Origin of the sequence: Microbulbifer sp. MI-G (assembly GCF_030440425.1) — a bacterium.
Lineage (GTDB): Bacteria > Pseudomonadota > Gammaproteobacteria > Pseudomonadales > Cellvibrionaceae > Microbulbifer > Microbulbifer spongiae.
In genome coordinates, this window is sequence record NZ_CP098023.1 from 4,319,621 (window position 1) to 4,346,618 (window position 26,998).

General features: G+C 55.3%; 25 protein-coding genes. 17 read left to right on the forward strand and 8 right to left on the reverse strand.

All coding sequences use genetic code 11. The annotated features are described in order from the left end of the window. Positions 1–121: 121 nt before the first annotated feature. From M8T91_RS17945 to gstA, 3 genes are all read left to right on the forward strand, one after another. A complete protein-coding gene (locus M8T91_RS17945; RefSeq protein WP_301415593.1) occupies positions 122–520 on the forward strand; it encodes a DoxX family protein in 399 nt (132 codons plus the stop codon). Positions 521–580: 60 nt separating this feature from the next. After that, entirely contained in the window at positions 581–1,552 is a 972-nt protein-coding gene (locus M8T91_RS17950; protein WP_301415594.1) for a glutathione S-transferase family protein, read from the forward strand. A gap of 95 nt (positions 1,553–1,647) precedes the next feature. Next, positions 1,648–2,253: a glutathione transferase GstA gene (gene gstA / locus M8T91_RS17955; protein ID WP_301415595.1), complete on the forward strand. Its 606-nt coding sequence runs from the start codon at positions 1,648–1,650 to the stop codon at positions 2,251–2,253. Positions 2,254–2,262: 9 nt separating this feature from the next. Here the strand turns inward: gstA and M8T91_RS17960 are convergent, their stop codons facing one another. Next, on the reverse strand, positions 2,263–3,507 hold the full coding sequence (locus tag M8T91_RS17960; protein ID WP_301415596.1) for a multidrug effflux MFS transporter: 1,245 nt from the start codon (positions 3,505–3,507) through the stop codon (positions 2,263–2,265). A 133-nt stretch (positions 3,508–3,640) separates the two neighbouring features. Beyond that, positions 3,641–4,495: a transcriptional regulator HexR gene (hexR, locus tag M8T91_RS17965; RefSeq protein ID WP_436970309.1), complete on the reverse strand. Its 855-nt coding sequence runs from the start codon at positions 4,493–4,495 to the stop codon at positions 3,641–3,643. 139 nt (positions 4,496–4,634) lie between these two features. On the opposite strand from hexR, the gene uvrD reads away from it, so the two are divergent. The 3 genes from uvrD to M8T91_RS17980 all read left to right on the forward strand — a co-directional run bounded on the left by uvrD (position 4,635) and on the right by M8T91_RS17980 (position 10,559). Next, positions 4,635–6,839 (forward strand): DNA helicase II, encoded by a 2,205-nt coding sequence (uvrD, locus tag M8T91_RS17970; protein ID WP_301415597.1) that lies wholly within the window; start codon positions 4,635–4,637, stop codon positions 6,837–6,839. An 89-nt stretch (positions 6,840–6,928) separates the two neighbouring features. Next, positions 6,929–8,065 carry a TRAP transporter substrate-binding protein gene (locus M8T91_RS17975; RefSeq protein WP_301419143.1) on the forward strand — a complete coding sequence of 379 codons (1,137 nt, stop codon included), beginning with the start codon at positions 6,929–6,931 and terminating at the stop codon, positions 8,063–8,065. 589 nt (positions 8,066–8,654) lie between these two features. After that, positions 8,655–10,559 (forward strand): bifunctional metallophosphatase/5'-nucleotidase, encoded by a 1,905-nt coding sequence (locus M8T91_RS17980; RefSeq protein ID WP_301415598.1) that lies wholly within the window; start codon positions 8,655–8,657, stop codon positions 10,557–10,559. Between the two features lie 720 nt (positions 10,560–11,279). Here the strand turns inward: M8T91_RS17980 and M8T91_RS17985 are convergent. From M8T91_RS17985 to M8T91_RS17995, 3 genes are all read right to left on the reverse strand, one after another. After that, complete coding sequence (locus M8T91_RS17985) at positions 11,280–11,669, reverse strand: acyl-CoA thioesterase (protein WP_301415599.1); 390 nt, start codon at positions 11,667–11,669, stop codon at positions 11,280–11,282. A gap of 132 nt (positions 11,670–11,801) precedes the next feature. Continuing rightward, entirely contained in the window at positions 11,802–13,166 is a 1,365-nt protein-coding gene (locus M8T91_RS17990) for a TRAP transporter large permease (protein ID WP_301415600.1), read from the reverse strand. Then, positions 13,163–13,735 (reverse strand): TRAP transporter small permease subunit, encoded by a 573-nt coding sequence (locus M8T91_RS17995; RefSeq protein ID WP_301415601.1) that lies wholly within the window; start codon positions 13,733–13,735, stop codon positions 13,163–13,165. The genes M8T91_RS17990 and M8T91_RS17995 overlap by 4 nt, the downstream gene beginning before the upstream one ends. Positions 13,736–13,917: 182 nt before the next feature. On the opposite strand from M8T91_RS17995, the gene M8T91_RS18000 reads away from it, so the two are divergent. The 7 genes from M8T91_RS18000 to M8T91_RS18030 all read left to right on the forward strand — a co-directional run bounded on the left by M8T91_RS18000 (position 13,918) and on the right by M8T91_RS18030 (position 20,965). Further along, positions 13,918–14,970: a PstS family phosphate ABC transporter substrate-binding protein gene (locus M8T91_RS18000; protein ID WP_301415602.1), complete on the forward strand. Its 1,053-nt coding sequence runs from the start codon at positions 13,918–13,920 to the stop codon at positions 14,968–14,970. 141 nt (positions 14,971–15,111) lie between these two features. Next, positions 15,112–16,491: a phosphate ABC transporter permease subunit PstC gene (gene pstC / locus M8T91_RS18005; RefSeq protein ID WP_301415603.1), complete on the forward strand. Its 1,380-nt coding sequence runs from the start codon at positions 15,112–15,114 to the stop codon at positions 16,489–16,491. Continuing rightward, positions 16,484–17,770: a phosphate ABC transporter permease PstA gene (gene pstA, locus M8T91_RS18010; protein WP_301415604.1), complete on the forward strand. Its 1,287-nt coding sequence runs from the start codon at positions 16,484–16,486 to the stop codon at positions 17,768–17,770. The genes pstC and pstA overlap by 8 nt, the downstream gene beginning before the upstream one ends. Before the next feature lie 169 nt (positions 17,771–17,939). Continuing rightward, positions 17,940–18,680 carry a phosphate ABC transporter ATP-binding protein PstB gene (pstB, locus tag M8T91_RS18015; RefSeq protein WP_301419145.1) on the forward strand — a complete coding sequence of 247 codons (741 nt, stop codon included), beginning with the start codon at positions 17,940–17,942 and terminating at the stop codon, positions 18,678–18,680. 25 nt (positions 18,681–18,705) lie between these two features. Then, entirely contained in the window at positions 18,706–19,404 is a 699-nt protein-coding gene (phoU, locus tag M8T91_RS18020) for a phosphate signaling complex protein PhoU (RefSeq protein WP_301415605.1), read from the forward strand. Positions 19,405–19,487: 83 nt separating this feature from the next. Beyond that, on the forward strand, positions 19,488–19,811 hold the full coding sequence (locus tag M8T91_RS18025; RefSeq protein ID WP_301415606.1) for an antibiotic biosynthesis monooxygenase family protein: 324 nt from the start codon (positions 19,488–19,490) through the stop codon (positions 19,809–19,811). Between the two features lie 296 nt (positions 19,812–20,107). Next, positions 20,108–20,965, forward strand: a complete 858-nt coding sequence (locus M8T91_RS18030; protein ID WP_301415607.1) for a putative porin — start codon at positions 20,108–20,110, stop codon at positions 20,963–20,965. Positions 20,966–21,051: 86 nt separating this feature from the next. On the opposite strand, the gene M8T91_RS18035 is transcribed toward M8T91_RS18030, so the two are convergent. After that, a complete protein-coding gene (locus M8T91_RS18035) occupies positions 21,052–22,344 on the reverse strand; it encodes a M48 family metalloprotease (protein WP_301415608.1) in 1,293 nt (430 codons plus the stop codon). Positions 22,345–22,415: 71 nt separating this feature from the next. Between M8T91_RS18035 and M8T91_RS18040 the strand changes: the two genes are divergently transcribed. From M8T91_RS18040 to M8T91_RS18055, 4 genes are all read left to right on the forward strand, one after another. Beyond that, positions 22,416–22,895 carry a DUF4265 domain-containing protein gene (locus M8T91_RS18040; RefSeq protein ID WP_301415609.1) on the forward strand — a complete coding sequence of 160 codons (480 nt, stop codon included), beginning with the start codon at positions 22,416–22,418 and terminating at the stop codon, positions 22,893–22,895. 145 nt (positions 22,896–23,040) lie between these two features. Beyond that, positions 23,041–23,817: a peroxide stress protein YaaA gene (yaaA, locus tag M8T91_RS18045; RefSeq protein WP_301415610.1), complete on the forward strand. Its 777-nt coding sequence runs from the start codon at positions 23,041–23,043 to the stop codon at positions 23,815–23,817. Next, complete coding sequence (locus M8T91_RS18050) at positions 23,814–24,413, forward strand: DUF938 domain-containing protein (protein ID WP_301415611.1); 600 nt, start codon at positions 23,814–23,816, stop codon at positions 24,411–24,413. The genes yaaA and M8T91_RS18050 overlap by 4 nt, the downstream gene beginning before the upstream one ends. Before the next feature lie 15 nt (positions 24,414–24,428). Continuing rightward, positions 24,429–24,788: a hypothetical protein gene (locus tag M8T91_RS18055; protein WP_301415612.1), complete on the forward strand. Its 360-nt coding sequence runs from the start codon at positions 24,429–24,431 to the stop codon at positions 24,786–24,788. Positions 24,789–24,816: 28 nt separating this feature from the next. Here M8T91_RS18055 and phoR read toward each other — a convergent pair whose 3' ends face one another. Both phoR and phoB read right to left on the reverse strand, forming a co-directional pair. Then, positions 24,817–26,151, reverse strand: coding sequence for a phosphate regulon sensor histidine kinase PhoR (phoR, locus tag M8T91_RS18060; protein WP_301415613.1), 1,335 nt, complete (start codon positions 26,149–26,151; stop codon positions 24,817–24,819). A gap of 137 nt (positions 26,152–26,288) precedes the next feature. Continuing rightward, the gene (phoB, locus tag M8T91_RS18065) at positions 26,289–26,993 is read right to left on the reverse strand and encodes a phosphate regulon transcriptional regulator PhoB (protein ID WP_301415614.1); all 705 of its coding nucleotides are present in this window, start codon (positions 26,991–26,993) and stop codon (positions 26,289–26,291) included. Positions 26,994–26,998: the final 5 nt, after the last annotated feature.

A 26,998-nucleotide genomic window follows, 5' to 3' on the forward strand; every position in this document is an offset into this window, starting at 1 on the left:
TTGCCCTGGGGAAACCCCACGCCGTTTCAGCCCGTCCTCCGACTGCCGCCATTTCCGCTGTTCCCGACTACACTGTTTGCATCCCTTTATCCAATGGTGTGCAACCGCGAGAGAAAAAGTCATGGCTAACCATCCTGTGCTGTGCGATACCTCCAAATTGATCGGCCGGGTTCTGTTGTCCCTGCTGTTTATTATTGCCGGCTGGGGCAAGCTGGGCGAGTATGCGATGACAGAGGAATTTATGGTATCCATGGGATTACCGGCTTTGTTATTGCCACTGGTGATCCTGGTGGAGCTGGCTGGAGGATTATCGGTGCTGCTCGGTTTCTTTACCCGCTTTTCTGCAATCGTTCTCTTCCTGTTTTGCCTGATCAGTGCCGGGATGGTGCATTTTGTCCCGGATGATTCCGGCGAGATGACCAGCTTTATGAAGAATCTGGCTATTGCTGGCGGCTTTCTGCTACTCGCCTGTACCGGTGCCGGCCGCTACAGCCTGGATCACTGGATAAGGGGCAGGTAGCACCGCACTCCGACGAAAACGGCAGGCCGCGACAACGACCGGCGGCCTGAGGAGAAGGCAATGGGTCAGCTTGTCAATGGCCGCTGGCGGAGTCAAAAGCGCGACACGGGAAAAACCGGTGGTGAATATGTGCGGGAGGCGGCACAACTGCGCAACTGGATCACTACCGACGGCAGTCCTGGCGCCAGTGGCGAGGGGGGCTTTGTTGCCGAGGCGGGTCGTTATCACCTGTATGTCTCCCTGGCCTGCCCCTGGGCCCACCGCACCCTGATATTGCGCACATTAAAAGGGCTGGAGCCCTATATCGACATATCGGTGGTCAGCCCCTTCATGCGCGAGCACGGCTGGACTTTCAATACGGAGGAAGGCAGCAGCGGCGACCCACTCTATCATTCGGATTATCTGTACCAATTATACCTGCGCAACCGCGACGATTATACCGGCCGTGTCAGCGTACCCCTACTCTGGGACAAGCAGCGGACGTGTGTGGTGAATAATGAATCGTCGGAAATTGTCCGTATGTTCAATAGTGCTTTCGATCACCTCACCGGCAATCATGAGGATTTTTATCCGGAAGAGCTGCGCGGCGACATCGATGCCACCAATGCAGTGGTGTATGAAACGGTGAACAATGGCGTCTATCGCGCCGGCTTTGCCACCTCCCAAAAAGCCTATGAACAGGCCTACGAGGCGTTGTTCTGTACGCTCGACCAGTTAGAGCAGCGCTTACACAATAACCGCTATCTGACGGGAGACAGAATTACCGAGGCGGACTGGCGACTGTTCACCACACTGATCCGTTTTGATGCGGTCTACCATGGCCACTTCAAATGCAACAAGCAGCGCCTTGCGGATTACAAAAATCTGTGGGGATTTACCCGCGAACTGTATCAGTGGCCGGGGGTTGCTGAGACGGTGAATTTTTTTCATATCAAGCACCACTATTACGATAGCCACCGCAATATCAACCCCACGGGCATAGTCCCAAGAGGACCGGAGCTCGATTACGCAGCACCCCACGGCCGGGGATAGCTACGGGGCATGGAAAAATACACCAGTATAAAAGACAACCGGAAAAGCACTTCTATACTGCTGCTACCAACACAGCTGCCAATCGAGGAATACCCATGAAGCTCTTCTATGCCCCCGGAGCCTGCTCCCTGTCCCCGCATATTGTCGCCCGTGAAGCGGATATCAATCTGGACCTGTGCAAAGTGGATTTGGAAACCCACACCCTGGAAAACGGCGATGATTTCAGAAAGATCAACCCCAAGGGCTATGTTCCGGCACTGCAGCTCGATGGCGGAGAGATACTCACCGAAGGTGCTGCCATAGTGCAGTTTTTGGCCGAACAAAAACCCGATGCCAATTTGGTGCCACCTGTGGGCACTCTCGCCCACTACCGCATGCTCGAGTGGCTCAACTTCCTGAGTGCAGAAGTGCATGAACTGTTTAAGCCCCTGTTCTGGAACGGTCCCGAGGAAGAACAGCAACGTGCCCGTGAAAATCTGATCCGGCGTTTTGACTATATTGAGAAGCACCTGGATAAAGGCTATCTGATGGGAGGGGAGTTCACCGTGCCGGATGCCTACCTGTATGTCCTGTCCACCTGGTTGGAGTCTTTGCAATTCGATATGTCGCGCTGGCCGCGATTGCAGTTATTCAAAAAGCGCATGGCGGAGCGGCCGGAGGTGCAACGGGCCCTTGAGGAGGAAAACGGCAAAAGTGCCTGACTGGCCACCTCAGCGCAGGGTGAGGCGATGGGTCGGTTCAATGGGTTGGCACGCTTTGGCGACAACAACAGCACTCAACAGTGCCACCAGTGCCGAGGCAAACATCGACGCGGCGATGGGGGTCAGTGTGCCGGTGTGCAGACTGCTCACCAGCCCGCCCAGCACACCACCGGTAATAAAGATCGCAGCGCCATAGAGGGCATTGGCGCTGCCGCTTACCTTGGGAAAAAATTCCAGGTAACAGGCGGCGGCGTTTGGCGCGATGATGCCGATACAGCTGATCACCAGTACCAAAGGCACCATCCACAGGAGTAATTCCCGGATACCCGTCAGGGTGCACAGCAGCAGCAGGCCGCAGCCGAGCAGCTGAAGTGAAATACCCGCCAGAAAAATTGAGCGCGGCTGAAACAGGTTGAGCAGGCGGATGTTCACCTGCACCATCACAATCAACCCAAGGATACAGGCGCCGAAAAACAGCGGAAACTGGTTGGCGCCAATATTGAAATACTCCATAAAAACGAAAGGCGCCGTGGTGATGTAAATAAACATCGAGCCACTGACACAGGCCTGGGCGGCGAGAAACCCGAGGGCGCGGCGGTTGCGCAGTACCACAGCGTAACTGGCTATCAGGGAGCCCAGCGGCATCCGCTGGCGCCGGGCCCGGGTGAAGCGCGGCACGGTTTCCGGCAGCAGCCGGCGGACCAGCAGCAGCATGGCCATGGCGTACAGCAGCAGAAAAACAAAAATACTCTGCCAGCCGCCCACTTCCAGCAAAAGCGAGCCGATCAATGGCGCAATCAGGGGCGCCGTCAGCATCATGGTGCTGATGATCGAGATAATCTTGGCGGCCTCGCGGCCGCTGTGTAGATCGCGCACGATGGCGGCACAGATCACTGTGGCAAAACCACCGCCAATAGCCTGTAGAAAGCGCAGGCTAATCAGTTGGCCCACATGCTCCGCGAACAGCACCAGTAGCGATGTGACGATATAGATGATGAGGCCGATGCTACCCACCAGTCGCCGCCCCCAGCGGTCCGACAGTGGGCCGCCACACAGTTGCCCCAGGGCAAAGCCGAGCAAAAAACTGGAAACCGAGTACTGGACCTGCGCCACATCGGACTCCAGCGCCGCGGCCATGGCGGGAATTGCCGGCAGGTAGCTGTCGATGGAGAAGGGGGTCAGTGAGACGAGGGCTGCCAGCCACACCACCAGCCAGCGTGGGGCTTTTTGTTCAGCGGTTGATGCAGTGGTCATTGATTGTGCTCTGGTACGGCTTGGTGCGGGCAATCCCGGGGGCAAGTTGCCCTGAACATGGCCTCCGGGCGCAAGCTATGTCAGGTGGTGTGTGTCTATTATCCCCCGTGAAGGCGCGGCAATAAACCCGGATTCAGTGTTTGTCTTCCCGCAGGGTGTAAAGGCCCTGCTTCAGTTTCAAAAGATGTTTCTGCAGCTGCGGTCCCTTGCGCTGTGCCACACCGATGGCGAGTACATCAATCACTACCAGATGGGCAATACGCGAGGACAGCGGCGTGTAGATCTCGATGTCCTCTTCCACATCCACTTCCAGCGGGATAGTGGCCTCTTGTGCTACCGGTGAGCCGCTGGGAGCCAGGCCCACAACCAAGGCCCCCTGTTTCTTCGCCATATTCATTGAGCGCAACAGCGCCTTGGTGCGCCCGCTCTGGGAAATCGCCACCACCACGTCGCCGGGCTCCATGGACATGGCCGACATATTCTGGATATGGTGATCGGAGTGTGCGGCGGTGGCCAGTTGCAGGCGAAAGAATTTGTGCTGGGCATCGGCAGCGACGGCGCCGGAGGCCCCAAAGCCAAAAAATTCGACCCGCCGGGTAGCGGCCATGGCGGTTACCGCGGCTTCCAGAGCGCGGTTGTCTATTCTGTCCCGGACCATGAGCAGGGTATCCACGGTGGAGTCAAACACCTTGCGCTTGTATTCGGCAATGGTGTCCGTCTCGGTCACTGCGATCTGACCAAAGCTGGGACTGGAGGCCAGCTGCTGGGCCAGGTTCAGCTTGAACTCCTGAAAACCCGAGCAGCCCACCGCGCGGCAGAAGCGCACCACGGTGGGTTCACTGACCTGGGCCTCTGTGGCCAGGTCGACGATACGCATATGGATAATTTCGCCGGGATTGGCGAGAATATACTCCGCTACCTTGCGCTCGGATTTGCGCATGGAGGAGAGCTGTTCGCTGATTCTTTGCGTGACTTCCGCCGGTTTCACAGGACTTCCTTCGCAATGTCAGATGGCGCAGTGTAGCCCCTGCGCGCATCGCTGGCGAGCGGCTTTGTGTGGTTAGTTTGGGCTAAATCCTGTGTATATACACAGGTCTTGCACACAAGCTCTGGTACAATGCTCGCCTATGGACGTATCTCAGATTCTAGACCCCCTCAACGACGCACAGCGCGAGGCGGTATCCGCGGCACCCGGCAATCAATTGGTGCTGGCCGGGGCCGGTTCGGGCAAAACCCGCGTATTGGTTCACCGCATCGCCTGGCTGATGCGCGTGGAGGGGGCCTCGCCCTACGCCATTATGGCGGTGACCTTCACCAATAAAGCGGCGCTGGAGATGCGTGCCCGTATCGAAGCACTGCTGGGGGTGAATACCTTCGGCATGTGGGTGGGCACTTTCCACGGCCTCGCCCACCGCCTCCTCAAGGCCCACTGGCAGGAGGCCAAACTGCCGCAAAACTTCCAGATACTCGATGCCGACGACCAGCTGCGCCTGCTCAAGCGGGTGCAGGCGGATCTGGGTCTGGACGAGAAAAAATGGCCGGTACGCGAAACCCAGTGGTGGATCGGTGCGCAAAAGGACGAGGGGTTGCGCCCTCAGTATATCGATGCCGGTGCCGACCCCTGGCTGCAGACCATGGTGCGCATTTACGCTGCCTACGAGGCGGCCTGCCAGCGTGGTGGGTTGGTGGATTTCGGCGAATTGCTGCTGCGCGCCCACGAATTGTGGCTGAACAATGACAGCATCCTCGCCCACTATCGCCAGCGCTTCCCCTTTATCCTGGTGGACGAGTTTCAGGACACCAACGCGATTCAATATGCCTGGCTGCGCCTGCTGGCCGGTGAAGAGAGCTATATCACTGCGGTTGGCGACGACGACCAGTCCATCTACGGTTGGCGCGGCGCCAGGATCGAGAATATCCAGCACTTTTCCACAGACCTGCGCAGTGTGCAGACAGTGCGCCTGGAACAGAATTACCGCTCCACTGCCCGTATCCTAGACGCCGCCAACGCAGTGATCGCCCACAACCGCGGTCGCCTTGGCAAAGCGCTGTGGACCAATGGCGAAGAGGGGGAACCCATCTCCGTCTACGCCGCCTACAACGAACAGGATGAGGCGCGTTTTATTGTCGAGCGTATAAAAGACTGGGTGCGCGACGGCAACCGGCGGGACAGTATCGCCGTGTTGTATCGCTCCAACGCCCAGTCGCGAGTACTGGAAGAGGGGCTCCTGCGCGAGCAGGTCCCCTATCGCATTTACGGTGGCCAGCGCTTCTACGAACGCCTGGAAATCAAGAATGCGCTGTCCTACCTGCGCCTGATCGCCAACCGCAACGACGACACCGCCTTCGAGCGGGTGGTGAACACACCCACACGCGGAATAGGCGCGCGCACCGTGGAGATGGTGCGCACCTTCGCCCGCGAGCAGGGCTGCTCCCTGTGGCAGGCGGCCAAGATGATGTTGCAGCAGCGGGTGCTCGCCGCCCGTGCCGGCAATGCCCTGCAGGGATTTCAGGATTTAATTAACCGGCTGGCCGCCAATGCCGAAGCCAAAAAGCTGGATGTAATCGCCGGAGATGTGATTGAAACCAGCGGCCTGCTGGAATTCCACGGCAAGGAAAAAGGCGAGAAAGGCCAGACCCGGGTGGAGAACCTGCAGGAGCTGGTCAGTGCCTGTCGCGCTTTTGTCGGCGAGGATCTGCCCCAGGATGAAGATCAGGAGGGAGCGATTTCACTGCTCAACCAGTTCCTCGATAGTGCAGCACTGGATGCCGGCGAAGGGCAGGCAGAGGAATTTGAGGACGCGGTGCAACTGATGACCCTGCACTCTGCCAAGGGCCTGGAATTCCCCCTGGTGTTTATGGCTGGCGTGGAAGAAAATCTGTTTCCCCACAAAATGTCAGCACAGGAGCCAGGCCGTATGGAGGAGGAGCGCCGCCTCTGCTATGTGGGTATCACCCGCGCCATGCGCAGGCTGTATATCACCTATGCGGAAAACCGCCGCCTGTTTGGCAGTGAAACCTACAACAGTCCCTCCCGCTTTATCGGCGAGATACCGGCCGACCTGGTGCAGGAGGTGCGGCTGAAAACCGAGATATCACGACCGTTGTACCAGGCCGAGTATGGCAGGGTGGGAGAGTTTTCCGACCCGCCTCCGGATTTCGACGACCTGCCCCCCCTGGCTTTGGGGGGCCGTGTCGATCACCCCAAATTTGGCGAGGGCACCGTATTGCAATTTGAAGGCAGCGGCCCCCGCGCCCGTGTGCAGGTCAACTTTGACGATGTCGGCAGCAAGTGGCTGTTGGTGGCTATGGCAAAGTTACAGCCCATGTAAGTGGTTGTTCCAGTGCAAGCCGCCATGCGTTTGCGCAAAAGGGGCCGACCACCACCCCAGCCAAAGAAAGAAAACGATAAATGGTAGTGATGAAGAAGATTAACTGGTACCCCGCCGTTATCCTCGGTCTCCTGGCGCTGCTGGTGATTACCTTTGCTGTATTGGTGGCCTCCCGAGCGGCGCTGGGACCACAACAACAGTACACCGAGGCGGGTGCCCAAGAGCGGTATCACTGGAAGCTGGTCACCACCTGGCCGAAGAACTTTCCCGGCCTCGGTCGCGCACCGGAGCACTTCGCCCGGGAGGTGGCAGTGATGTCGGGCGGGCGGCTGAAGATCAAGGTCTATGGCGCCGGCGAGCTGGTACCCGCCCTGGGCGTTTTCAGTGCCGTTTCCGAAGGTGCCGCGCAAATGGGACACGGCGCTGCCTATTACTGGAAGGGAAAAATACCGGCGGCTCAATTTTTCACCGCTGTGCCCTTCGGCCTGAATGCCCAGGAAATGAATGGCTGGCTGCATCACGGTGGTGGCCTGGAACTCTGGGAAGCACTCTACGAACCGTTTAACCTGATTCCCTTGGCCGGGGGCTCCACGGGTGTGCAAATGGCCGGCTGGTTTAACAAGCCCATCAATTCCGTTGAGGATTTACAGGGTCTGAAGATGCGTATCCCCGGTATTGGCGGTGAGGTGCTCAACCGGGCGGGTGGAACAGCAGTCACCATTCCTGGTGGCGAATTGTATACCGCATTGCAGACCGGGGTGATTGATGCCACCGAATGGGTCGGCCCCTACAACGATCTGGCCTTCGGTTTTCACCGGGTGGCCGAGTACTATTATTATCCGGGCTGGCATGAACCCGGCTCAATGATGGAGTTTATTGTCAACAAGAAGGCCTTTGAACAACTGCCAGAAGACCTGCAGGAAATTGTGCGTGTCGCGGCCCGCGCTGCCAACCAGGATATGCTGGATGAGTACACCGCACGCAATAACCGTGCCCTGAAGGAGCTGGTGGAAGAACACGGCGTAAAGGTCAGGCGTCTGCCGGATGATGTATTGTCCCACCTGAAGGCAATCAATGCAGAAATCCTGCGGGAGTCCGCGGCGCAGGATCCGGAATTTGACCGTGTATACCAGGCATTTAAGGCGTTCGAGCAGGATGTGAAAGCCTATCATCAAATCAGTGAAGAAGCTTATTATCAGACGCGGGAATTGAAAGAAAATGAATAGCCTAGTCAGCAAACTTAATTGAGACAAAAAAAGCTCCGTGTCTCTCTATTCAGCAACAGAGGCAGCTTGAAAGTACAGCCCAATTGAGCCAGATCACCGTATGACAGGCATGTTTTTGGCAAAGGTTACCATATAAAGTGATTAGAGCATCTTTTAGAGATTGCAGTTAACCCGGTATACATAGCTCTTATTTACCAGCAACTACTCAAATGGCAAAACGCTTCGCAAAGTTAAATCACCTTCTTAGAGTTGTTGACGGTAACGAGGTGAAGAGATTAAGTAAAATCAGCTCCTGGCGAAACCGACAGCCCATCACCGCGGGAAGCATTCGGTAGGGGCTGGTGAGGAAGCTACAGAATTTTATTGTTCACAACTGATGGAATACAATATTGCGGAAATCACAGCCGCGAATGGCGCATTATTATCCAAAAGCGAATAAAGAATAAGAAAACGGATATTTTTAAATTAAAGGAAAGGGTTGAACTGAGTATCCGGCGTTAAAGAAGGTCATTGGACAGCCAACTCACCCTAAGCCCGCATTTTCAAGATATACTTCCGAAATTATCAAAGTGACAAAGTGATAAGAATAATGACGGTTTTGACTCAATGGGTTCTCCTGCTAAGTTTGTTAACGTCACCATTACTGATGGCGAAAGAAATACCTTTCTCCATATTGCATACCAATGACTGGCAGTCCCGCCTGTTAGGGGTTGGACCAAATTCTGAATATACCCCCAATTCAATCAACGATGATCAGACTATCGGCGGTGTAGCGCGACTGGCGACACTGATTGATGATCGTCAAAAGGCACTGGGGGAACAACCGATACTATTACTGGATGGAGGTGATATCAGTCAGGGCACACTATTTCACACTCTGTATCGGAAACATGCCCCAGAACTGAGGTTGATGAAAACTCTGGGCTATGACGCCGTTACTCTGGGTAACCATGAATTTGATTTCCGTTCAGACGGCCTTTCAAAAATGCTGGAAGCCGCTAAAGAGCACCTTCAGGAGTTGCCCCCTATCATTACTTCCAACCTGAAGCTTCCTCCAGCGCAACAGCATCTCCAGAAAGACGGTACGATTTTGGAATGGAAAGTGATTGAGAAACACGATATCCGTTTTGGATTATTCGGTTTGATCGGTAACGAAGCCGCCGAAGTTCTTGCCCCCGATGATAACCCTGCAGTTTTTGCAGATCAGATTACCACAGCAAAAAACATGGTTAAATTATTAAGAGAAGAACAGAATGCAGATGTCGTTATCCTGATGTCTCACAGCGGTGTCAGGAGAATGGAAGATGGCAGCTGGGGTGGTGAGGAAGTGCAGTATGCCCAACAAGTTCCTGGTATTGATGTGATTGTTGGCGGTCATAGCCATACGCTTCTAATGGAGCCGATTATGGTTGGAGAGACGGCCATTGTTCAAGCCGGCTCGGGCACGCGCTATCTTGGGGAGTTGAATCTTGGCATTGATGAGTCTGGAAAGGTCAGTGTTAAACACTATCAGCTGCACAGAATTGATGACAGCATGTTGGGCAAACCAGATGTTACTGTACAAGTGGAAAAGTTTAAGAGCCTGATCAATCAGGAAGTGATGACCGGCGACTTTTCCTTTTATCGACCCTTGGTGCAAACACCGAAAACCTTAACCAGAGATTACTCTGACAATGCCCTTGGGAACCTGGTAGCCGATGGGATTCGCTTCGCCAGCGGCAGTGACATCGCCCTGACCACTAACAGTCTGATCCGAGATGATTTAATAGCCGGTGAATCCGGCGTTCAGTCTGTATCGGATATATTCCGGTTGCAGCCACTGGGAATAGGGCCTGATGATCAACCCGGCTATCCATTAATGAAAATCTGGATGACAGCGAAAGAGATCAGGGGCCTGATGGAAGTGATGTCGTTTGCCTACATGATTAAAGGAAATGACTATTATCCCCATTTTTCGGGCCTGCGCTTCATCTATAACACACTGCGTCCACCACTGGATAGAATTACCTCTATTGAGCTGGGCTCCGACGAACTGGGATATGTCCCACTGGATCTATCAGACGACAGCAAACTATTCAGCTTTTCCGCATCCAGTTATGTTGGTAGCTTTGCCAGAACTATCTCCGAACTGAGTTATGGGCTGGTCAATATCGTTCCTAAAGATCGCCATGGTCAGCCAGTGACTGATCTAAATGACAGCATCATTGATAGAGACCCAAAAATACCGGGGATTCAAGAGTATAAAAACTGGCAGGCGCAATTAAACTATTTTGCACAGTTGCCGGATGTGGATGGTAATGGCATCGGGGATATCGTGCTAGATCAGCATATTACCTCTCCAAGAATGCAGGCCATCAGCAGTCTGAAGTTATCAGACTTGGTTGCCAATGCAACACCGATTGTATGGGTGTGTGTACTGGTGCTGCTCTTGCTTGCTGTCTTGCTGATCATGTTGATCACTCGTATCGCTAGGCGGTTTCGCAATGCTGTGTAAGCGCTAAATCCTGGTTGTTAATTAGGGCTTCGAGAAGACCCTCGAAGGTCTACGAATGAGAGCTTCTTTTGTCGTCAACGCTTTTGATTATTTATTGGCTTTGCAGAGGGGAGGTTGAACTGCTCTGGGAGATCTATTCAACCATGGTGTAATGCGCTTCGGCGCCTGGATGTACACTATAGCTGTAGAATGCTGCTGCTCCTGAAGCAACCTGAGTGAAATGGCCAGCAGGGAGTGCCAGTTTTTATCAAATATAGCTTTCCTCAGTAGCTCCTGATTAACAAAATTTCTGCTGCTCTTGAATCTGTGCCTGAGGTTTCTCTTTTATATAGTTATCATCCATTCTGGATACTTGTGCCGGGTTTGTAACAAATTACCAAGAGTGCAGACCATAGAGGAAATTGATGCCTTGTTGCCATGAATTCTTCAGCGCGTAACGGAAGCAAATTTGCCGAGTGAACCAAAGGGTGGGGTTAATTGATCTCTGGCATAACTAAGAGATATTGACTATTTGCTTTTCAATATCACGCTATAAAAAGCAATTATCAATAGAATCAACAACAATTGTTATTGATAAAATAGCTTTTGGGTGACTTTCCGTAGTTTAGGTAGGTGGGGTAAATTCGATGCCATTCCTAGATAATGAGTCTACAGAATTCTGCCTGGAAAGCTGATAATCAAACATTTGAGTAAGTGGCCCTTACCCCTTGTTTTGACAACTCAAGGCAGCGGCCTGGTACGCCCGCTATCATCAATCGCCACAAATACAAATTCACCTTCGGTGACCTTTACCTGCTCCCCGGAATCGACCCGCGTCAACCACACCTCGACCATGGTCCGGATGGAGGAGCGCCCCACCTCCAGGGCTTCGGCGTAGCAACTGACCGTGGAGCCAACCGGAACCGGGCGCAAAAACACCATACTGCCAACCGCTACTGTGGTGACCCTGCCGCGGGCGATACTCTGTGCCAGAATGGCACCGGCCAGGTCCATCTGCGACATCAGCCAGCCGGCGAAGACATCCCCCTGGGGATTGGTGTCGCGGGGCATGGCCAGGGTTTGCAGGGCGAGTGTGCCTGTGGGTTGCGGGTTTTCATCTAGTGCTGACATCGACTGCTCATAAATCATTAGCGTTATTCGGGGCGACTGCCGGGAAGGTGGCGTATTCTAGCACAAATTGGCCAGTAAATAACCAGTGCTGCTAGTGAAAACTCGAGGATCGAGCGCTTCTCGGCGATCTCCTCAGCGGGCCACCATGGCTGGCAGCCAGGTCGCCAGTGAAGGCCACAGAGCCAACACACAAAGTATCAGCAGCTGAATGGCGATAAACGGGATAACCCCGCGGTAGATGGCCGAGGTGGCTACAGAGCTCGGTGCCACCCCGCGCAGATAAAAAAGTGCAAAACCAAAGGGCGGGGTCAGGAAGGAAGTCTGCAGGTTGATGGCAATCATAATCCCCAGCCACACGGGATCGACGCCCATTGCCAGCAACACAGGTCCAACGATGGGCACCACCACGAAAGTGATTTCGAAAAAGTCGAGGATAAAGCCGAGCAGGAAGATCATCACCATCACCAGAAGGGTTGCGCCCAAAACGCCCCCGGGCAGGCTATGAAAAATCCCCGTGACCAGCTCCTCGCCGCCGTAACCGCGGAAGACCAGAGAGAACAGAGAGGCGCCGATCAGTATGGCGAAGACCATAGCGGTCACCTGCAGGGTACTGCGCCCAACCGCGCCCGCTCTTGCCCAGTCCAGGGCACCACGGCTGTATGCCAGCAGACCGGCCCCCAGGGCACCGATGCCAGCGGCCTCGGTGGGCGTGGCCGCGCCGGTCATTATCGAGCCCAGCACCACCAGCATCAGGGTGATGGGGGGCAACAGGCTGTGCAGCAATGGCCAGGGCTCCAGTGCTTTGCGTTCGCCCGGTGGCGCTGCGGCCGGCTCGCGGCGGGAAATCATTAACAGATAAGTGATATAGGCCGCTACCAGCAACAGGCCGGGAATAATGGCGCCTATAAACAGGTCTCCGACACTGATCGGCTTTGGATTGAAAATGCCGGCAGACAGCTGTGCCTGCTGGTAGGCATTGGAAAGTGTATCGCCCAACAGTACCAGTGCAATCGATGGTGGAATGATCTGCCCCAGAGTACCCGTGGCACAGATGGTGCCGGTGGCAAGGTTGGGCGCATAGCCCTGCTTTAACATGGTGGGCAAGGACATCAGACCCATAGTGACCACAGTTGCACCAACAATACCGGTACTGGCGGCGAGGAGTGTCCCCACCATTACAACAGAAATGGCCATGCCCGCGCGTGCGCCCATAAAGACCCTGGTCAGGTTGACCAGCAAATCCTCGGCGATCTTGGCCCGCTGCAGAATGACACCCATGAGAACAAAAAGCGGCACCGCTACCAGGGTGCCGTTTTGCATAATGCCGTAGAGGCGATCGGGAAAGGCCCGCAACAACTCTGCATCGAAGACACCACAGACTATACCGAGACCTGCGGCGATTAGGGCGGTGCCACCGAGGGTAAAGGCCACCGGGTAGCCGAACATCAGCAGGGCGCAGATGACGGCAAACATCAGCAGGGGGACCAGTTCGATCATACCTCGGTCTCCTCGGGCTGTTTGGATAATGCCGGCGAGGTTTCAGCAGCTGTTGCCACTGGGGGCGTTTCCATCAACTGTATCAGGGCGCGGATAAACTGGGCTGCACCGGCCAGGCTAAGCGTGATTGCGGCCAGCGGAATCAGACTCTTGAGTAGAAAGACCCCAGGCAAGCCGCCGGCGTTGGCACTGTCTTCGAATACCCACCAGCTGTTGAGGACAAACTGCCAGCTGCTGACCAGGAGGAAACCGCACAGGGGCAACAGGAAGACGAGATAGCCGATAGCATTGACCCAGGCTCTGCTCCGCGGGCGCATCTGACGGTAAAAGACGTCCACACGCACATGGGCATCGGTTTGCAGGGCATAGGCCAGTCCGAGCATAAAAACAGCGCCGTGCAGATAGACAACAGATTCCTGCAGGGCGACAGAGCCGCTGTCAAAGAAGCGGCGCAGCACTACGATACCGCTTTGCAGCAATGCCATGGCCAGGGTAAACCAGGCGAGCAGGTGACCGGTGCGTCTGGAAAGCGCTTCCAGCACGCGCGCGCCTCGCAGCAGAAATGGCATAGGGGATTCTCTCTGACATCTTATTGTTATCTCGATGCCGTGAAGGTTACCGTTTTGCCCCTTCCGGCACCAGCGGGCCTCTCTTCAAGTTGTAACCTTTTTGTCATCTTTTATTCATAGAATCGTCACCTGTTGTTCCTAGCATCGCCGCGCGAAATAAAAAACACTCACTGGAGTTCTACATGAACAAGCAAATTCTGGCCACTTCCCTGGCGGCGCTAACCCTCGCCACCGCCCAGGTGGCTATGGCGGCTCGCGACTATATCAGTATTGTCGGTTCCTCTACCGTATACCCCTTTACCACGACAGTGGCGGAGCGATTCAGTCGCGCTACCCAGTTCAAGACCCCGGTTGTCGAATCTACAGGCACCGGCGGCGGTATGAAACTGTTCTGCCAGGGGGTTGGCGAGAACACTGCGGATATCACCGGCGCTTCCCGTCGCATCAAGCAGTCCGAGCTGGAGATGTGTAACAACAATGACGTCGATGTCGTAGAGGTGCAGATCGGCTACGACGGCATTGTGCTTGCCAATGCAAAAAAAGTGGCCCCGTTTGCGTTGTCCCGCAGGGACATCTTCCTGGCCCTGGCCAGGGAAGTGCCCAACCCGGACGGTTCAAAAACCCTGGTAACCAACCCCTATAAGACCTGGAAAGACGTCAACCCGGCCCTGCCCAACCTCCGCATCGAAGTATTGGGCCCGCCCCCCACTTCCGGCACCCGCGACGCCTTTGCCGAATTGGCCCTGGAGGGTGGCTGTAAAACCTTTGGCTGGATCAAGGCCTTGAAGAAAACCGACAAGAGTGCATACAAGGCGATCTGTCACAATGTGCGCGAGGACGGCGCTTACGTGGAAGCCGGTGAAAACGACAACCTGATCGTGAATAAGCTGGTCGCCAACCCCAATGCTCTGGGCATTTTTGGTTTCAGCTTCCTCGACCAGAATGCCGATAAGGTGCAGGGGTCTTTGATCGAAGGTCAGGCTCCGACTTTCGACTCCATTGCCGACCAGCGCTATCCGGTATCGCGCCCACTGTTTATCTATGTCAAGAAGGCCCATGCCGATGTGGTGCCGGGCATCAGACAGTTCCTGGCGGAATTCACCAGCGCGCGCGCCTGGGGGGAAGAGGGCTACCTGGCGGACAAGGGCATGATCCCGCTGCCCGATGAAAAGCGCCAACAGGTTGCTACCGACGTGCGCAAGCTGAATGCATTGGGTAATCTCGCTGCAAAATAATTGTGCTCTGAAGATGTATGATCAATGGGACTTGGCGGCCAGGCTCGGGAGAGTTTGGCCGTTCCTTCTGTACAGTCAGATGAAAACCCGGGGGAAAGTCGCGATAATGCGCTCAGCAACCCCTTACAGCACGGTAAAGTAATGCAAACTCCCACACTGCTCGCCCTCCTGCTGCTGTTGATACTGGTGGTCTACGGTACTGGCTTCAGCCGGGCACTGGGTGCCGCGCGCAGTCTCGGTGGTGTGCGCAACCTGGCTTCTCTGCCCAGTTACTACGGCCTGTTTGCGGCACTCTGGTGCGGCCTGCCAGCCCTGCTGCTGCTGGGCGCCTGGATCGCCTTCGACGATACGATCATTCGCACGATGGTGTTGGGCAGCCTTCCCGATAAACCCGAGACCCCCTCCGGACAAAATCTGCTCTACGCCCAAATCCAGAATCTCTCCGCCGGCCATTTGATTGGGGAAAAAACGCCCCAGTTGCAATCGGCAGCAGATTATCTCGATCGCCTGCGCCGCAATTCCAGCAACTTGCAGGCCTTTTTAAGTCTGACACTGGCGGTGGGGCTGGCCGCTTTTGCCCTGCTGCGCTTCTCACCAAAACTGTGCGCGCGGGAGAAAGTGGAAAAGGTACTGCGCGCGATTCTGATCGCTTGCGCCTGCGCAGCCATTTTTACCACGGTGGGCATTTTGCTCTCTGTATTGTTTGAATCCCTGCGCTTTTTCCAGTCTGTACCGGTGAGTGAGTTTCTCTTTGGTCTGCACTGGAGCCCGCAGATGGCACTGCGTTCCGACCAGGTGGGCTCCAGCGGCGCTTTCGGCGCTGTGCCCCTGTTTACCGGAACCTTGATGGTGTCGGCCATCGCCATGTTTGTGGCGGTGCCTGTGGGTCTGATGGCGGCTATTTATCTGGCCGAATATGCCAGTCGACGCGTGCGCGCGGTGGCCAAGCCCACCCTCGAAATTCTCGCCGGTGTACCTACAGTGGTATACGGCTTCTTTGCGGCCCTCACCGTAGCACCCTTTATTCGCGACCTGGCCAGCTCGATAGGATTGCAGGCATCCAGTGAAAGCGCGCTGGCTGCCGGGCTAGTGATGGGGATTATGATTATCCCGTTTGTCTCCTCCCTCTCCGACGATGTGATCAATGCGGTGCCACAATCCCTGCGCGACGGGGCCCTGGGGCTGGGCTCCACGCGCTCCGAAACCGTGCGCAAGGTAGTGATTCCGGCAGCGCTGCCCGGAATCGTCGGCGGTGTGTTGCTGGCGGTATCTCGTGCCATTGGGGAAACCATGATCGTAGTGATGGCAGCTGGACTAGCGGCCAATCTCACCGCCAACCCACTGGAATCGGTTACCACTGTTACGGTACAGATAGTGACGCTGCTGGTTGGAGACCAGGAGTTTGACAGCCCCAAAACCCTCGCCGCCTTCGCCTTGGGCCTGATGCTGTTTGTCACCACACTGGTACTCAACTTTATCGCCTTGCATGTAGTGAAAAAATACCGGGAGCAGTATGACTGATCTGACTCAGGCACAGGTTCGCGAGCGCATCGCAAAGCGCCTTGCCAGCCGCCATCGCAAGGAAAAGCTTTTCCGCGGGCTCGGCGTTGCCAGTATTGCTTTTGGCGTACTCGCGGTTGTAATCCTGTTCAGTGATATTATCAGTAAGGGCAGCGGTGCCTTTGTGCAGACCGCTATCCAGCTGGATGTGCACTACGATGCACAGGTGCTCGGCATTGATACGGTAGATGACGAGAGTCTGGCCTGGGCCAATTTCACTGGTGTGATTCGCCAGGCCCTGCGCGAGCGCTTTCCCTCGGTGACCGGTCGCAGTGCCAAGCGCGAATTGTACAGTCTGGTTTCCTCCGGCGCCCCCTTTACCCTGCGCGACCGTTTGGCCGACAATCCGGGGCTGCTCGGCAAAAGTGAGACCGTCTGGCTTGCCACTGATGACGATGTGGATACTTTTGTCAAAAGCCTGAAGGCTTCCAAGGAGGGCTTCCGTGGTCGTACCTCGGATCAAAAAGCCGGCTGGATAGAACAGTTGCTGGACAGCGGCGAATTGAAAAAGCGTTTCAATACCACCTTCTTCACCAACGGCGACTCCCGCGAGCCGGAGCAGGCTGGCATCCGCGCGGCCCTGATGGGCTCCCTGTTTACTCTGCTGGTAACACTGGCCCTGTCCTTCCCGATTGGGGTGGCTGCGGCCATCTACCTGGAGGAGTATGCACCAAAGAACCGCTGGACGGATTTAATCGAGGTGAATATCAACAACCTCGCCGCAGTGCCTTCCATCGTGTTCGGTCTGCTCGGACTGGCAATCTTTATCAATTTCTTCGAATTGCCCCGTTCGGCGCCACTGGTCGGTGGCCTGGTACTCACCCTGATGACCCTGCCGACAATTATTATTTCCAGCCGCGCTGCACTGAAGGCCGTTCCGCCCTCTATCCGCGAAGCTGCCATGGGCATGGGTGCCTCGCCCATGCAGGTGGTTTTTCACCACGTACTGCCCCTGGCCATGCCCGGCATGCTGACGGGTGCGATTATCGGTATGGCCCAGGCATTGGGAGAGACGGCACCTCTGTTGATGATCGGTATGGTTGCGTTTATTGTCGATGTACCGGACGGCATTACCGACCCGGCTACCGTGTTGCCCGTACAGATTTTCCTGTGGGCCGACAGTCCGGAGCGCGCTTTTGTGGAGCGCACCTCTGCCGCCATTATGGTGCTGTTGAGTGTGTTGATTGTAATGAATACCTGCGCGGTATTGCTTCGAAAGAAACTGGAGCGCCGCTGGTAACAGAGCGCAGAGGATCAGAGCGGGATTATTTATGAGTACCATGACCCTGGACGCCGCCACACCCACTGAGGCGACACACCCCAAGCTTTCGGGTGCGCTGGGTGTGAGAAGCCCGACCGAGGTGAATAAAACCGTGGGTCGGCCATTTATCGATACCGCAAAACTGCGCATGCGCAATGTCAATGTACTGTATGGAGAGACCCAGGCAATTCACTCGGTAAGCCTGGATATCGGCTGCAACGAAGTCGTGGCCATGATCGGCCCATCGGGCTGTGGTAAATCTACGTTCCTGCGCTGTCTCAACCGTATGAACGACACCATTGAAGGGTGTCGCGTTGAGGGTGAGCTAAGCTTGGACGGTGAACCTATTTACGGTCCCAAGGTGGATGTGGTGCCCTTGCGTGCGCGGGTGGGTATGGTGTTCCAGAAACCCAACCCCTTTCCCAAATCCATCTACGAAAACGTCGCTTATGGCCCCAAGATCCACGGTATTGCCAGTCGCCGCGCGGAACTGGATGAAATTGTGGAAAACAGCCTGCATCGAGCCGGCCTGTGGAATGAAGTGAAGGATCGCCTGAACAAGCCGGGAACCGGTCTGTCCGGTGGCCAGCAACAGCGCCTGTGCATTGCCCGCGCCATTGCAGTGAGTCCGGAGGTGATCCTGATGGACGAGCCCTGCTCGGCTCTGGACCCGATTGCCACTGCACGTATCGAGGAATTGATCGACGAGCTTAAGGAAAATTACACCATCGCCATTGTGACCCACTCCATGCAGCAAGCAGCTCGTGTCAGCCAGCGCACCGCCTACTTTCACCTCGGACATCTTGTCGAGGTCAACGATACTGAAACCGTGTTCACCAATCCCGAACATGAATTAACCGAAGCCTATATCACCGGCCGCTTCGGCTGAGCCAGTTTTGCCCCGAGAGTCAACTATGGAAATGCATTTCGACCAGCACATCTCCCGCCAGTTCAACGAGGATCTGGAGGGTATCAAGACCGAAATGTTGGAGATGGGTGGTATGGTCGCCTGCCAGGTGGCCGATGCTGTGGATGCCCTGTCCAATGCCGACAGTCAATTGGCGGAGAAAGTCCTGCGGATCGAAGAAGAAATCGACAGCAGTGAGATGGCCCTGGATGAGCACGCGACCCTGATTATTGCCAAGCGCCAGCCCGCCGCATCGGATTTACGCATGGTGATGTCAATAACCCGTATCGCCCGCGACCTGGAGCGCATTGGCGATGAGGCCTGCAAAGTCGCAAAAATGGCCATAGCACTGACCGACGAGGGCACCTCGCCGCGTGGCTATACTGAGATACGCCATATCGCCAGTGCCGTGCGCAAAATGCTCAATGATGCTTTGGATGCCTATACTCGTTTCGATGTGGCGTCGGCCCTGCGTACCCTGGCGGAAGATGAGCAGGTGGATATGGATTACCGTAGCGCAGTGCGTGAGCTGGTTACCTATATGATGGAAGATCCACGCAGTATCTCGCGGGTGATCAATGTGTTGTGGACCCTGCGTTCACTGGAACGCATCGGCGATCACGCCAAGAATATTTGTGAACAGGTGGTGTATTTGGTGGAGGGGACGGATATCCGGCACGGCCACAACAATCTGAGGAAACTCTGATTGCCCCCATCTTTCAAAAGGCCGCGATACGCGGCCTTTTTTATTGCCGGGATTTTCACTAGAGATACTGTTGTAGAGAAATAATGATGAAATATATTTTTGAGATTCGTATCAAGCAAGGATTCAGTGCCGAGGAATATGCCGAGGCCTGGGTAAGGGCATCCACATTAATTCAGCAATCCCCTGGTGCCATGGGGACGGAACTTCACCAAAACATCAGCGATCCAAACAGACTGATCGCCATTGCCTGCTGGCGCAGCAAGGAAGACAGGGATGCAATGCAGGCACAGCATTTAGCCGAGATCGATACAATCATTCATAGCGTTGCGCCTTTTGTTGAGATACGTTCACTGGGTGAATTCGAAGACCCGCAATGGACAGTTAATATTGAATCGGATGCATCGTAATTCTGTAAACCTGAATACAAGCTGAATACACTCAGAATTTGTAAATAAAAATATATAACACCAAACCTTTTCTATAAGAAAATTTATTCTTGACCACTTACACAGAATTACAGGAGATTACAGCCTGTAATTTTTTAACCTGAAATTAGCAATCATTCAACTTGCCCCCCATTTCATTCTACTTCCGCAAAATTTTTATTTACAGATTTTTTGTAATTTACTGTTGTTGCGGACAATGAATTTTCTGTTACAATCCGCAGCCCAATTTGGATCTATCGTTAATGAAGGATTTTGTCATGAGATTCAAGCTCGCTGCTCTTCCCCTGATGCTTCTCGCGGCTACTGCTACGGCAGAGGAGTACAATTCTATTACTACTGTTGGATATTCCAATCTGGATTTTGATGACAATGATGGCAACCAGCTAAGCGCTGAAACCACTTACTACTTCGATGGCAAGGAGGCCCTGGGGCCTCTGAGAGAGTTTGAATATATTAATAAAGCCAGCAACATATCAGCGGCCTACCTCCACTACGATGTGGGTAGTTTTGATCTGGATAACTTTGCTGTTGCCGGTGAGTATTTTGCCGGGAATGGGTTGGTTTTCGGTGCTAATTTAACTGAAGTTGATGACGACAATATCAATACGGTTTCTCTTGGCTACCTGTTTACACCTAACTTTTTGCTGAAGTTGTCTCATACTGATAGAGACTCTGATGAAGAAACTTTTATTGAGGCTCGTTATAATCACCAGTTGAGCGGCTCCGATTATATCGGTTTTGATTTTGCTGCAGATGATGATTTTGACGTGCGCGTATTTTCCTCCAAGTATTTTGCCAGCCTGGGTAATGATCAATACTTAACTGCAGATTTTGCCTATGCCAACTTTGATGAAGGGGATGATTACTGGCAAATTGGTGCGGATTATTACTTCACGCGGAATACAGCTTTTGGCGTTACAGTGGATGAAAATGACGACTACAAGGTGGGCTTCTCTCACTTCTTCAGTCGCAATGTTGCAGTAGAGGCGGCCTACAGCACTGTTTTTTCCGATGGTTTGAATATTCGTAGCTTTGGTAATGAAGCCTTTGCTATGGCTGCAAATGCCGACGTTGATGTTGATAAGTTCGAGTTGGGCTTAACTGTTCAACTGTAAGTTTATGCAACAAAAGGGCTATTGTTGATAGCCCTTTTTATAAACCGGCAACCTCATTAAATAGTGGCAATATCGGGATTATAAAGTTACCCATCTCCCGTCAGCACCTGCATCCGCGCCTGTGCCTTAAAACCGATCTCCCCGCCCGCCCCGGCAGCCGTTTGGTAGTGCTTGTAAGCACTCTGGGGATTGTCCAGTTGCTCATAGACCTCGCCCAGATAGTAGTGGGCATAAGCGCTATCCAGATAACGCAGCGAACGGCCTAAGTCCCGCTCTGCCGAGGTATAATCATTAAGCGCAACACTGGCGATGCCACGCTTCAGCCAGTGGGAAAACAAGGTGGGGTTTTTCTCAACCGCACGATCATAGGCACTGCGGGCTTTTGCATACTGTTTCTTCTGCGCCAGCAGGTCCCCTTCCAGGGCGAAGAAAGTCGCTTCCCTGGGTTGTTGCTGCTGTGCCTTGCGCACAAGACGCAGTGCATCGTCATAGTGCTGTTTGCCTGCGGCTTGCAGTGCCTGGTCGTAATGCTTGTAGGCGGGGGCATCGCGCTTTAGCTGGGCGATCGCCTTTTGATAGGCACCGCGATTGGTTACCCCCCCTTTTGGCAGTGATTGACTGTGTTCGATATTGGCGTTGACCCGGAACTGCGAGGGTGGGTGACTGGCAAACAGGGCCGCCAGCCCATTGGTCTGGCGGCCCTCGGATAGCGCCACGAATTTGCGCTGCAGGCGGATGGCGCCCTGGGGATCATAGCCGGCGGCGGCCATGTATCGCATGCCATATTTATCGGACTGCAGCTCATTACTGCGGCCGTAACGCGCAATATAGGCAGAGCCGCCCAACTGGCTGCCGGTGGAAATCAGGTCGGCGTAGGCCGAGTCTTTGGTGGCAGCACCGAGAACCGCAAGGCCGGTGCCGAGCAGCTGTTGCCGGGACAGGGCAGTGGCCGAATGCCGGGCAGCGGCGTGAACGATCTCGTGGCTGAGAACGGCGGCCAGTTCGGCCTCATCCTCCAGCAGTACCAGAAGACCGCGGTTGATGGCGATTTTGCCGCCGGGCAGGGCCCAGGCATTGGGTACGGCATTGTTCAGTACCACAAATTCATAGGGCAGTTGTGGCTGGTCTGAAACCCGTGCCAGCTTTTGTCCCACCTTGCTCACATAGTCCTGCAGGTGGGGATCAATCGTGTACTGGCCACCCTGTTGCTGCTGATTGATGGGGTATTGCTCCTGTCCCAGGTGCAATTCCTGTTGAACGGAGATCAGCGAGAGCTGCTTTTCCCCGGTGACCGGGTTCACAGCACAGCCGCTGACAACAGCCGCTACCAGCACTGCGATGGCAGTGAAAGCGGAGAAGCTAAGGTGCCGCGGGATCATTGCCTGTCTCCCTGTATAATGCTGGGTGTTCCAAGATCACCCATTGTACACAGTCTGGGAAGAGAGAGGCTATGGCGGCACTTCAGGTCATCGAGTTATTCGCAGGCACCAACCCCGATGGCGAACCGGTGCTGGAGCGCCTGCAGGTACGGATCAATGAGTCGGGCTGCTGTCAGCTGGTGCGCTCCCCGGCTTTTGTCAAAGGTATTGCCAGTGGTGATAGTATCCAGGTGGACAGTGACACCCAGCAGTTTGAATTGATCAAGCGCTCGGGCAACCTAGCGATCCGGATTTTCTGTCGCACAGACAGCGCAGAGCTGTCAGATCGGCTGACTCCGCAACTGGAAAAGCTGGGCGGCGAACTGGACCTTGAACAGCCTCGGGTGCTGGTGTACAGCATTCATGTTAGCTGTGGCTTCGACAAGATTGAGAAAATCCTTAACAATGTTTGTGATGGAGCTGACAGTGTCTGGTATTACGGCAATGTGTACGACCCCAAAGATGGTCAGACGCCGTTGAACTGGTGGCAGGATTTTCTAAAACCCGGGTAGGTCCGCAAGCCGGCAGAGTCTTTACCCAGGGGTTGAAGGCGCGAGGTTTTCAGGCGAATCGACCGGATAACGGGCTACGGTTTATCTTGGGACACCAGTCAGGCACCGGGGGCGGACCGCATAGCAGAGACATGTAAGGTATCCGATGTTAATAGTGATTTCTCCAGCCAAGTCGCTGGATTATGAAAGCGATATTCCCACGCTGGATACAACCCAGCCGGATTTCCTGGTGGAATCCGCGGCATTGGTCAAGCGGTTGCGGGCTTTGAGTCCGCAGCAGATTTCCAGCCTGATGAAGATTTCCGACAAGCTGGGTGTTCTGAATTATGATCGCTTCCAGACCTGGAAGCGGCCTTTCACCGACCGGAATGCGCGCCCTGCCCTGCTTGCCTTCAAAGGCGATGTGTATACCGGCCTTGAGGCTGGAAGCATGGGCAAGCGCGATTTTGCCTATGCGCAAAAGCATCTGCGTATGCTCTCCGGCCTCTATGGCCTGTTGCGCCCCCTGGACCTGATGCAGCCCTACCGCCTGGAGATGGGTACCCGGTTTGAAAATGCCCGCGGCAAGAACCTGTACGAGTTCTGGGGAGACAGAATAACCCTGGCCCTTAATGAACAGCTGCACCGCCTGAAGAGCCGCGAGCTGGTCAATCTGGCTTCCAATGAGTATTTCAAATCAGTTCACCCCGACGCGCTCAATGCAGAGGTGATTACACCGCACTTCAAGGACTTGAAAAACGGCCAGTACAAGATGATCAGTTTCTTTGCCAAGAAAGCGCGCGGCATGATGAGTCGCTGGGCCATCGATCATCGGGTAAAAAAAGCAGTGGCGCTTAAGGAATTTGCTGTGGCTGGGTATCGCTATAGCCCGGAGATGTCCACCCAGCGCGACTGGATATTTATCCGGGACCGGGTGGAATGAGGAATTTACCGCTTCCGGATGCCCCTTCCTGTGCCCGCAACCGGGATCCAATTTTGCAGCACCTGCGCCGCCTGTTGACGGATCGTCAGCGGGTGCTGGAAGTGGGGAGTGGTACCGGCCAGCACGCGGTCTACTTTGCTCCACATCTGCCACACCTGGTGTGGCAGACTTCCGAGCGGGAGGACATGTTACCCGGGGTTCGCGCCTGGCTCGCCAGCGCTCCTGCCGACAATCTGTGTGACCCCCTGGCCCTGGATGTCGATACGCCCTGGCCAGCGCTGAGTGTCGACACGGTTTTTACCGCCAATACCCTGCATATTATGCCTGCGGAGTCTGTGGAGCGTTTTTTTCAACAGTTGCCGTCGGTGTTGCAGCCTGGCGGGCTTTTGATTGTTTACGGCCCCATGAAAATTGACGGGGCATTTATCGGACCCGGCAATGTTGATTTTGATCGCTGGTTGAAAGCGCGCAATCCCCTTAGTGGTATTCGCGCCCTCGAGTGGCTGGATCAACTGGCTGCAGATGCGGGGTTTGGGCGCGAAGAGTTAAACTACCTGCCGGCCAACAACCAACTGGTGGTCTGGCGCAGAGAATAATATCAAGGAGTCACTATGCCTGCGTGGTTTGAAATATCGGTCATTGTCGTCTGTGCCATTGGCGCTGTGTTCTTTTTTGCCAAATATCGCGAGACCGCCGCCGCCCTGCACGAGAGTGAACGCATAAAAACACGCCTGTCCAACGACCTGAATCGCTACCGGGATGTGCCCCGCCTGCGCGCCCTGCGCGATGCCGTGCTGGGCAGTAAACCGCTACCCACCGATGATAACGGCAATGAGCACCTGTTGCTGCGCGACGCAGACCTGCAACTCCATCACCTGGTTCTACGCAGGGAGGCTACTCCGGTTGGCGATGACGACAACATCACCTACACGAAAAATGGCGAGCAGGTGAAGCTGGAAGAGTTGAAGTAATTGCTCTCTGTGGCCAGGGAAAGCCGCGCTAGGTGTTGGCCATCTCTTCACTGGCTTTCGGTGTGGGGACGGGTTTTGCGGTCAACTTGTGCTCGGGAAAGTGCAACGTGAAGGTACTGCCCTGAGCGGGGGTGCTCTCTATGCTCATCTCGCCACAGTGGCGCAGCAATACATGCTTAACGATGGCCAATCCCAGCCCGGTCCCACCACTGCCCCGCGAACGACCGGGATCGACCCGGTAAAAGCGTTCTGTCAATCGGGGAATATGTACCGGATCTATGCCGATGCCCTGGTCCTGTACACTAAAATGACCGCCACGACGGTCCTGCCACCAACGCAGCTGGATTGTCCCCCCCGCCGGGCTGTACTTCACGGCGTTGAGCACCAGGTTGGCGAAGGCGCTGTGCAGCTCGCCGGCGTCGCCACGGATGCGGCTGTCGGTTTCGCACTGTACCAAGACCTTGTGGCGACCGCCGCTAAAACTGCGCGCCTCCCGCGCAACCCGCCCTATCAGTTCGCTTACATCCACCGGCACATCACCAATCTTGCACTCAGAGGTCTCCAGGCGCGCCAACAGCAGCAGATCGTTGACGAGTGCCGCCATGCGCGCGGCCTGCTCCTCCATTTGTGCCAATGGCCGCTGCCAGGGTGGCGGTGCCACATCACTGCCCTGCAGGGTTTCCAAGTAGCCGGTGATCACGGTCAGGGGCGTGCGCAGTTCATGGGAAACATTGGCGACGAAATCGCGGCGCATTTGTTCCAGATTGCGCAGGCGGGTGATATCGCGAACAATGACCAGTGCTTCATTCTGGCCGTAGCGGGTGACTTCCAGCTGAAGTAGGAGGGCCTCGTTGCCGGGGGCTGGCAGGGTGAGGGGCTCCCGCACTCCGCTGGCGTCGCTGTGCATGTAACTGACAAAGCCGGGGTCACGCACAAAGTTGACCAGCGACTGCCCGGTATCACTGGCCTGCAGGCCGAGGAGTTCACCGGCGGCGGGGTTCCACCAAGCCAGATTATCGCCGTTCTCCAACGCCACTATGCCCTCTCTCAGGGCATTGGTGCTGTCCTGTACCCGGCGCAACATGGCGTGCAATTTCTGTCTTTCACGGCGGTGGCGGCGCTGTATACGGTAGAAATCGTCGTAGATCTCCCCCCAGATGCCAAAGGTGGAGGGCGACGGGCCGCGCCGGCCACCGGCCAGCCAGCGATTGAAGCGATGCTGCTGCCACAACAGCGATACCAGATAGACAGCCAGGCCCGCGATCAGGGCAATCGACCAGTTGCCCCAGATGAAACCGAGGATGATGCAGCCCAGGGCAATAAGGACAAAACGCGAAAACTCGCCAATACTGCGATCAAACATAGCCAAGTCGTGTTACCAAACGGACAACAGGGGGGATCGTTTCCTCCCCAACTGAATCACCTCTGGAAATCCGCCCGCTGAGCAATGGGCGTATCGGTGGGGATTCCGCGGGCACCAGTGTCTGCCCGGTGAAATTGTCACACTTTTTCAACAGTTTGCACAGAAAATCGATAGCCGGTGCCCCGCACCGTCTGGATATAGCGGTCGTGGCGGTCCAGTGCTAGGGCCTTGCGCAAGCGGCGGATATGTACGTCCACGGTGCGCTCCTCCACATAGACATTACCACCCCAGACATGGTCGAGCAGCTGGGTGCGGGTATAGGCGCGCTCCTGGTGGGAGAGGAAGAAAGTAAGGAGGCGGAATTCGGTGGGGCCCATATCGACCGGTTGGCCCTTGATGGTGACCCTGTGACTGAGAGGGTCCAGTACCAGATGCCCGGCGCTGAGGGGGTCCTCGGGAGTGGCCGGGCCAGCGCGGCGCAACACCGCTTTCAGTCTGGCCACCAGTTCGCGGGGGGAGAAGGGCTTGGTAATATAGTCGTCCGCGCCGGTCTCTAGCCCTTTGATTTTATTATCTTCCTCGCCTTTCGCGGTGAGCATGATAATGGGCACGGCAGTGGTCAGTTCGTCGCGCTTGAGACGCCGGGCCAGTTCCACCCCGGACACATCCGGCAGCATCCAGTCCAGCAGAATCAAGTCCGGCTTTTCGTCGATAACCAGAGCGTGGGCCTCGCGCGCATTCTCCGCCTCCAGACAACGGTAATCCGCCATTTCCAGTGCCACCCGCAGCATATCGCGCACCGCGGCCTCATCATCGACAATCAGGATCGTTTTACTATGCATTTGTC

Bases quoted from the DNA above. Each gene is read 5' to 3' on its own strand.
- pstA (WP_301415604.1), top strand. From the start codon at position 16,484: ATGACTGATCTGACTCAGGCACAGGTTCGCGAGCGCATCGCAAAGCGC.
- M8T91_RS17980 (WP_301415598.1), top strand. From the start codon at position 8,655: ATGACGGTTTTGACTCAATGGGTTCTCCTGCTAAGTTTGTTAACGTCA.
- M8T91_RS18000 (WP_301415602.1), top strand. From the start codon at position 13,918: ATGAACAAGCAAATTCTGGCCACTTCCCTGGCGGCGCTAACCCTCGCC.
- M8T91_RS17985 (WP_301415599.1), bottom strand. From the start codon at position 11,669: ATGTCAGCACTAGATGAAAACCCGCAACCCACAGGCACACTCGCCCTG.
- uvrD (WP_301415597.1), top strand. From the start codon at position 4,635: ATGGACGTATCTCAGATTCTAGACCCCCTCAACGACGCACAGCGCGAG.
- M8T91_RS18050 (WP_301415611.1), top strand. From the start codon at position 23,814: ATGAGGAATTTACCGCTTCCGGATGCCCCTTCCTGTGCCCGCAACCGG.
- M8T91_RS18025 (WP_301415606.1), top strand. From the start codon at position 19,488: ATGATGAAATATATTTTTGAGATTCGTATCAAGCAAGGATTCAGTGCC.
- M8T91_RS17975 (WP_301419143.1), top strand. From the start codon at position 6,929: ATGAAGAAGATTAACTGGTACCCCGCCGTTATCCTCGGTCTCCTGGCG.
- phoU (WP_301415605.1), top strand. From the start codon at position 18,706: ATGGAAATGCATTTCGACCAGCACATCTCCCGCCAGTTCAACGAGGAT.
- pstC (WP_301415603.1), top strand. From the start codon at position 15,112: ATGCAAACTCCCACACTGCTCGCCCTCCTGCTGCTGTTGATACTGGTG.
- M8T91_RS17950 (WP_301415594.1), top strand. From the start codon at position 581: ATGGGTCAGCTTGTCAATGGCCGCTGGCGGAGTCAAAAGCGCGACACG.
- M8T91_RS17990 (WP_301415600.1), bottom strand. From the start codon at position 13,166: ATGATCGAACTGGTCCCCCTGCTGATGTTTGCCGTCATCTGCGCCCTG.
- M8T91_RS17960 (WP_301415596.1), bottom strand. From the start codon at position 3,507: ATGACCACTGCATCAACCGCTGAACAAAAAGCCCCACGCTGGCTGGTG.
- M8T91_RS17945 (WP_301415593.1), top strand. From the start codon at position 122: ATGGCTAACCATCCTGTGCTGTGCGATACCTCCAAATTGATCGGCCGG.
- M8T91_RS18030 (WP_301415607.1), top strand. From the start codon at position 20,108: ATGAGATTCAAGCTCGCTGCTCTTCCCCTGATGCTTCTCGCGGCTACT.
- yaaA (WP_301415610.1), top strand. From the start codon at position 23,041: ATGTTAATAGTGATTTCTCCAGCCAAGTCGCTGGATTATGAAAGCGAT.
- gstA (WP_301415595.1), top strand. From the start codon at position 1,648: ATGAAGCTCTTCTATGCCCCCGGAGCCTGCTCCCTGTCCCCGCATATT.
- M8T91_RS18055 (WP_301415612.1), top strand. From the start codon at position 24,429: ATGCCTGCGTGGTTTGAAATATCGGTCATTGTCGTCTGTGCCATTGGC.
- M8T91_RS17995 (WP_301415601.1), bottom strand. From the start codon at position 13,735: ATGCCATTTCTGCTGCGAGGCGCGCGCGTGCTGGAAGCGCTTTCCAGA.
- phoB (WP_301415614.1), bottom strand. From the start codon at position 26,993: ATGCATAGTAAAACGATCCTGATTGTCGATGATGAGGCCGCGGTGCGC.
- phoR (WP_301415613.1), bottom strand. From the start codon at position 26,151: ATGTTTGATCGCAGTATTGGCGAGTTTTCGCGTTTTGTCCTTATTGCC.
- M8T91_RS18035 (WP_301415608.1), bottom strand. From the start codon at position 22,344: ATGATCCCGCGGCACCTTAGCTTCTCCGCTTTCACTGCCATCGCAGTG.
- pstB (WP_301419145.1), top strand. From the start codon at position 17,940: ATGCGCAATGTCAATGTACTGTATGGAGAGACCCAGGCAATTCACTCG.
- M8T91_RS18040 (WP_301415609.1), top strand. From the start codon at position 22,416: ATGGCGGCACTTCAGGTCATCGAGTTATTCGCAGGCACCAACCCCGAT.